Annotated in this window: 8 protein-coding genes and 1 pseudogene; 6 read left to right on the top strand and 3 right to left on the bottom strand. The window is 53.4% G+C overall.

Annotated elements, in window-relative coordinates; all coding sequences use genetic code 11:
- Positions 1-346: pseudogene (locus WBC85_RS00290) on the top strand (porin); the annotation flags it as partial.
- A gap of 103 nt (positions 347-449) precedes the next feature.
- Positions 450-1,106, top strand: a complete 657-nt coding sequence (locus tag WBC85_RS00285) for a YggS family pyridoxal phosphate-dependent enzyme (protein ID WP_424432690.1) — start codon at positions 450-452, stop codon at positions 1,104-1,106.
- 86 nt (positions 1,107-1,192) lie between these two features.
- Here WBC85_RS00285 and WBC85_RS00280 read toward each other — a convergent pair whose 3' ends face one another.
- A complete protein-coding gene (locus WBC85_RS00280) occupies positions 1,193-1,687 on the bottom strand; it encodes a L,D-transpeptidase family protein (protein WP_424432688.1) in 495 nt (164 codons plus the stop codon).
- Positions 1,684-2,775 (bottom strand): GTP cyclohydrolase II, encoded by a 1,092-nt coding sequence (gene ribA, locus WBC85_RS00275; RefSeq protein WP_424432687.1) that lies wholly within the window; start codon positions 2,773-2,775, stop codon positions 1,684-1,686. Before ribA ends, WBC85_RS00280 begins: the two co-directional genes overlap by 4 nt.
- 169 nt (positions 2,776-2,944) lie before the next feature.
- Between ribA and WBC85_RS00270 the strand changes: the two genes are divergently transcribed.
- Positions 2,945-3,631, top strand: a complete 687-nt coding sequence (locus tag WBC85_RS00270; protein WP_424432686.1) for a response regulator transcription factor — start codon at positions 2,945-2,947, stop codon at positions 3,629-3,631.
- A 152-nt stretch (positions 3,632-3,783) separates the two neighbouring features.
- On the opposite strand, the gene soxR is transcribed toward WBC85_RS00270, so the two are convergent.
- Positions 3,784-4,236, bottom strand: a complete 453-nt coding sequence (soxR, locus tag WBC85_RS00265) for a redox-sensitive transcriptional activator SoxR (protein WP_424432685.1) — start codon at positions 4,234-4,236, stop codon at positions 3,784-3,786.
- Between the two features lie 71 nt (positions 4,237-4,307).
- Between soxR and WBC85_RS00260 the strand changes: the two genes are divergently transcribed.
- The 3 genes from WBC85_RS00260 (at position 4,308) to WBC85_RS00250 (ending at position 6,541) form a co-directional block, all read left to right on the top strand.
- Entirely contained in the window at positions 4,308-4,688 is a 381-nt protein-coding gene (locus WBC85_RS00260; protein ID WP_424432684.1) for a VOC family protein, read from the top strand.
- A gap of 77 nt (positions 4,689-4,765) precedes the next feature.
- Complete coding sequence (xth, locus tag WBC85_RS00255) at positions 4,766-5,554, top strand: exodeoxyribonuclease III (protein ID WP_424432683.1); 789 nt, start codon at positions 4,766-4,768, stop codon at positions 5,552-5,554.
- 72 nt (positions 5,555-5,626) lie between these two features.
- Positions 5,627-6,541: a tetratricopeptide repeat protein gene (locus WBC85_RS00250; RefSeq protein WP_424432689.1), complete on the top strand. Its 915-nt coding sequence runs from the start codon at positions 5,627-5,629 to the stop codon at positions 6,539-6,541.
- Positions 6,542-6,549: the final 8 nt, after the last annotated feature.

The following is a 6,549-nucleotide window of genomic DNA, read 5'->3' as shown; positions in this document are numbered from 1 at the left end:
GTACACATTCTCCGGTTGGACAGTTGCTCTTGCGTACCAGGACTCTTCTGTAAACGCGAACGACAAAACAGTTCTGACAGTTGGCGGCAACGTCGGCATTGCAGACCTGACATTCGCAATTGCTGACAACTCCGGTTCTTTGAAGTACGGCATCGGTGCTGACTTCTCCGTAGGTGCAGCGACAACAGTATCTGCATTCGTGAACAGCGAAGACACAGCTGGTGAAGCATACGGCCTGGGCGTTTCTCACGACCTCGGTGGCGGCGCGTCCATCAAAGGTGGCGTAGTTTCCGTACCAGGTGGCGGCGCGACACGTGCTTACCTTGGTCTGCACTTCAACTTCTAATCTTAGAAGTTTAAGCGATCTAAAAGAAGGACGGGCCCTCGGGCTCGTCCTTTTCTTTTGCGCGAATGCATATTACCTCATGGGTGAAACCAGAGGGCCGGGCATGTCGCTGCAAGAAATCCAAACGAAAATCACCAAAGCAGAAACAAACGCGGGACGTACAGCAGGCAGTGCAAAGCTGATTGCTGTTTCCAAAGTCCAGCCGAACGAGCGCGTGCGCGCGGTTCTGCAAGAAGGACATCGGGTTTTTGGTGAAAACCGCGTTCAAGAAGCGCTAGGTAAATGGCCAGACTTCAAACAAGAGTTTGAAGGTGTCTTCTTGCATCTGATCGGCCCCTTGCAAACAAACAAAGCCCGTCAAGCGATGGAGCTGTTTGATGCAATTCACACGCTGGATCGCCCGAAGCTCGCCAGCACGATTGCTAGATTAGCTCAAGAAATGGGTAGCTGCCCTGATCTTTTTGTGCAGGTGAACACGGGTGAAGAAGATCAAAAAGCAGGTGTTGCGCCGCGTGATGCGGATAATTTCATCGCCGAATGTCGCGCCCTTGATCTACCTGTAAAGGGATTGATGTGCATTCCACCAGTTGATGAAGAGCCGTCACTGCATTTTGCCCTGCTCGCAAAGATTGCTGCGCGTAATGGTTTGGACGGGCTGTCGATGGGTATGAGCAGCGATTTTGAACGCGCGATTGCCTTTGGCGCAACGCATGTGCGGGTCGGCTCTGCAATATTCGGTGCGCGTGCTTACGAAATTTAAGAGTTTCCAACGACTGCGTCGTCGGACCGATGCGAGGGGCCAGCCCCTCGCGCTCCCCGGGATATTTAGGGAGAGAGGAAGCCAAGCTAGCGTACGATAAGGCGGGTGCTTTGTGTGATACGCCTTGCGATTTCATGAAGATGGTCACGGCGAAAAGCGATGCAGCCCTCTGTCGCAAAGCCGGGCCGTCGCCATTGGTGAATGAATATGGCAGACCCTTTGTTGGCTATTGCGTTTGGCCAGTTCCAGTCGGTGAGAATCACCAGATCATAAAGCGGATCAGGGCGCCTGAGTACTTCATGGCTGTAAGGATAAGGCATTTTTACCTGCGAATTGTAATCGGGACGTTCTGCATCATCTGACCAAAGATCCCGCGGCCCGATCGGGCGTGCCCAAGAGACAGGTCGGGCAATACGATCGGCGCGATAGAGCATCCCTGTGATCCTATGGATGCCACGCGGAGTTGCACCGTCGCCTTCGCGTTTGTCAGATGAAATGCCCGACTTTCCGACGGTGCAGGGAAATAATTCTTGGGCGAAACGCACGCCTTTGGGCGTCAAAACCAGATCATTTGGGGTCACAGCATGTGGCCCGATTTGCTTGCTTTGGTGCGTAAGTATTCGTGATTATGGGTGTTTTCGCCAAGTTTGAGAGGCACGCGCTCTGTAACCTCAATGCCTGTCTTTTGCATCATATCGATCTTGGCAGGATTGTTGGTCAGCAAGCGTACCTTGCGAATGCCAAGCTCTTTAAGAATAGCCGCGCCAATGCGGAAATCTCGTTCATCGTCTTCAAAGCCGAGCCGATGGTTGGCCTCGACCGTATCGAAGCCTTGATCCTGAAGAGAGTAGGCGCGCATCTTGTTGGCAAGGCCGATGCCGCGTCCTTCTTGATTGAGGTAGAGTAGAACGCCTGCGCCTCGGGTTCCCATCTGGGCCAGAGCGCCGCGAAGTTGCGGGCCGCAATCGCATTTGAGCGATCCCATAACGTCACCTGTAAAGCAGGCAGAGTGCAACCGCGTCAAAACAGGGAGGCTGCGATCCGGGTTCCCGATTACGATTGCGTAATGTTCTTCAGCACCGTCATCAGGGCGAAACACATGCAGTCGGCCTGCATCCGAGACGCTCATTGGCAATCTTGCGTGAATCACGTCATCAAAATGCGCGGCGTTGCCGAGCAGTGGTTGTACCTGCACTGCGAAAAGGCTGGTTAGACCGTGCTGGGCTGCGAAGGCGGTTCCATTTTCCAGATCGCTTATCAGTGCTGCTGGCAGCAGTCGCGCATCTTTTGTCAGTTGGAGCGCAATCCGGTGGCCGTCTGCATTGCCCTCCCGCATTGAGCGCAGCGGCCCTTTCATCGGGTTCCCGAGATCGTCTGAAGGATCAGCAAGCGCGCCGATCCAGCGAAGATCGGCATCGCCGGGCACGATAATTCGCGCCAGATCACCATCATAGGCGCGGGCCTTTAGCGTTTCCGCGCGGCGCGCCGTAATTGCGAGGACCGTGTTTCCATCGAGCGCGCGCGCCGCCGCGACACGCTCTGGTGTTAGGGTTTCGACCGCTTGGACAAGAACATCAGAGCCTGCCCCGAGGATGACGATTGGAACGCCCATGCGCAAATCACCCCGCGCGCGCGCGATCTGTTGGGATATGTCAGGCGAAAAACTCATCGTTGGTCATGACTCTTTGAAACACTTCGCTTGGCGAAGCTGTTGATTTGGGCCGAATATGAAACATATCAAGCGAGAATAACACATGGATGTGAGAGAGATGCCACAAACCTTGTCGATTGACGGGATCGAACGCATCTCTAGTACAACAACAGACCGGAGATGATCCATGGCCCAGTTAAAGAACATTCTGCTCGTCGATGATGACGATGACCTGCGCGAAGCTCTTTCAGAGCAGCTTGTGATGACGGAAGACTTTGAAGTCTTCGAGGCCGATTGCGGGACGCAAGCAATGGAGCGGGTGAAAGAGCAGCTTTATGATCTGATTATTCTGGACGTAGGCCTGCCCGATACAGATGGGCGCGAATTGTGTCGACTGATGCGCAAGCAAGGAGTTAAGAGCCCTATCTTGATGCTGACGGGGCATGATAGCGACGCAGACACGATCCTTGGTCTAGACGCGGGCGCGAATGACTACGTGTCCAAACCTTTCAAATTCCCTGTGCTTTTAGCGCGTATCCGGGCGCAATTGCGACAGCATGAGCAATCAGAAGATGCGGTGTTTGGTCTTGGTCCCTATACGTTCAAGCCGGCGATGAAGATGCTGATTACCGAAGATGACCGTAAGATCCGTTTGACTGAAAAAGAAACGAATATTTTGAAGTTCCTTTATCGCTCGACCGAAGGAGTTGTGCCGCGCGATGTGCTGCTGCATGAGGTTTGGGGATATAATGCAGGCGTGACGACCCATACGCTTGAGACGCATATTTACCGCCTTCGTCAAAAAATTGAACCAGATCCGTCCAATGCCCGCCTTCTTGTGACCGAATCTGGTGGCTATCGTTTGGTGGCATAGTTTGAAAGGGTCCATTTGGTGCGTGATTTGATCAAGATCAAAGCAGCAAACTGGATGCACCTTTAAACAGCCTGCAAGAGTTCCCGCGCATATCCGGGTTATGATATGCACCTCCCTGTTGGACTTGGCCGAGCTTTATGCTCGGCCTTTTTTTACGCGAGGGGTTTGATGGAAATGATAGGGCCAGAGCCCTGTTTGGACAGTTTGTCATCCTGATTATATAGCGCGCAAGCATCAAGCGAGAGGCAGCCACAGCCGATACAACCATCAAGGCTATCGCGCATATGCTCCAATGCGCTGATCTTGCGATCAAGGTGAACGCGAAGCGCATGCGAGATGTTTGCCCAGTCTTTTGCGTTTGGCGTCCTGTTGTCAGGAAGTTGACTGAAAATACCTTTGATTTGAGGTAGGGTAAGATCAAATTTTTGCGCGATTAAGATGAACGAAACACGCCGAATTTGAGCGCGGGCAAAGCGGCGATAACCGCCCCGATTGCGATGTGCCGTGATAAGACCCTCGTTCTCATAATAGCGAATTGCAGAGACTGCCAAGCCCGTTCGCTTTGCAACCTGTCCAATCGTCAGTTCGGAAAACTTTGACTGCATGAATTTTTCTCTTGATCTAAAGTTAACTTGAGAAATTACAAAGGTAACAGAAATTATCAAGGAGAGAGACTATGGCCCGCTTGGAACATGCGAATATTACAGTTGGCGACGCCGCAAGAACGGCGGCCTGGCTGGAACGCGTTTTTGGATGGACGATCCGCTGGCAAGGGTCTGCGATGAACGGGGATGGCCAGACCATCCATATCGGGACCGATGAGGAATACCTTGCGCTCTATCAACCCAAAATGACGTGCTCTGGACGCAAGCCCGATTATGAAGCCCGCGGGCAGTTAAATCACATCGGCATCGTTGTCGCGGACTTGAACATGGCTGAAAAAGCCGTGCGCGCCGAAGGGTATGAACCGCATTCGCACCAAAAATACGAGCCGGGTGAACGGTTCTACTTTTTCGACGAGAACGATGTCGAATATGAAATCGTTGCTTACGATTGAATGCGCGCTGCCAGGTTGTCGCTTGCACCAAACGGCATCTAGGATAGGTTGGCGCGACCTCAGCTAAAGGACGCGCCATGAGCTTCTCACTTGCCACTTGGAACATTAACTCCGTGCGTCTGCGCGAGCCGATTGTCTGTAAGTTATTGCAAGAGCAAGGTCCCGACGTGCTGTGTTTGCAAGAATGCAAATCGCCGGTTGAACTGATCCCCAGAGAGGCGTTCGAGGCACTTGGCTACACCCACATGGTTGCGCGCGGGCAGAAGGGTTACAACGGTGTTGCGATCTTGTCCAAGCTCCCGATCAAAGAGGTTGGCGCTATGGATTTCGCCCAGCTAGGGCATGCGCGTCATATCGCGGGGCAATTGGAAAATGGTGCTGTAATCCATAACTTTTATGTGCCTGCGGGGGGCGATGTACCTGATCGCGATAAGAACGAAAAATTTGGCCAAAAGCTTGATTACCTCACGGAGATGCGTGACTGGTTCAAGGGCAACAAGCCTGAAAAGTCCATTCTCGTTGGCGATCTGAATATCGCACCGCGTGAGGATGATGTTTGGGATCACAAAAAGCTGCTTAAGATCGTCAGTCATACGCCCGTCGAAGTTGAGCACTTTACCGATGTCATGGAAGCAGGCGATTGGCACGATGTGACCCGCGCAGATATTCCCGACGGCAAGCTTTATAGCTGGTGGTCTTATCGTGCCCGTGATTGGGACGGCGCTGACAAAGGGCGTCGCTTGGATCATATTTGGGCGACTGGTGATATTCGTCAGGCTGCGCATTCTTCGCGCGTGCTGCGCGATGCACGTGGTTGGGAAAAACCATCCGATCACGCCCCTGTTTTTGCTACTTTTGATCTTTGATGCTGCCCTTGCGAAAGCGGGGATGATGGGCCATCTAGAGGACAACACGTAAGATAAATAAGGCGCGAGATGATGATTGAACTAGGCGGCGGTGCTGCACCTGATGCGGGCGATTTGATCAAGGACGTAAACGAAAGCAACTTCATGCAGGATGTTGTCGAAGCGTCCAATGAGGTTCCGGTAATCGTGGATTTCTGGGCGCCTTGGTGCGGTCCTTGCAAAACGCTCGGCCCCGCTTTGGAGGCTGAAGTTACTGCTGCTGGCGGTGCGGTCAAAATGGTCAAGGTGAACGTGGACGAAAACCAGATGATCGCGGGCCAGATGCAAGTGCAGTCGATCCCGACCGTCTTTGCCTTTTACAAAGGGCAGCCAATTGACGGATTTCAGGGGGCAATTCCAGGTTCCGAGATAAAAGATTTTGTCGCACGCGTGATTGAAGCAGGGGGCGGTGATCCGTCTGGTGGTTTGAATGACGCCATCGCGGCGGCGGAAGCGATGCTTGAGGACGGTGACATCGCGGATGCGGCCCAGACCTTTGCTGCGATTCTTGAAGAGGATGACCAATGCGTTGCTGCCTATGCGGGGCTTGCACGTTCGCACTTGGCTTTAGGTGAGGCGGATCAGGCGGAGGCGGTCCTAAACGGAGTGCCCGCCGCGCTTTCACACGATGCGCTGATCGAGGGTGCGTTCGCACAGCTTGCCCTTGCGCGTCAAGCCGCACAGGCGGGCCCATTGGCAGAGCTGACAGCGGCGGTTGAAGCTAATCCTGACGACCTACAAGCGCGCTTTGATCTGGCCGCTGCCCTAAATGCGAATGGGCAGACCCAAGAGGCAGTCGATGCGCTTTTGGAAATCTTCCGCCGTGATCGCGAATGGAACGACGGCGCTGCCAAGACGCAGTTGTTTACGGTTTTTGATGCGCTCAAGCCTGAAGATCCGATTGTTCTGAACGGGCGGCGCAAACTTAGCTCGATGATATTTGTCTAATGTGCTGC

The sequence above is a fragment of the Planktotalea sp. genome (assembly GCF_049680325.1).
Taxonomy (GTDB): domain Bacteria; phylum Pseudomonadota; class Alphaproteobacteria; order Rhodobacterales; family Rhodobacteraceae; genus Planktotalea.
Note: the sequence above shows the minus strand (reverse complement) of the source record. Positions and strands in the feature narration are given on the sequence as shown.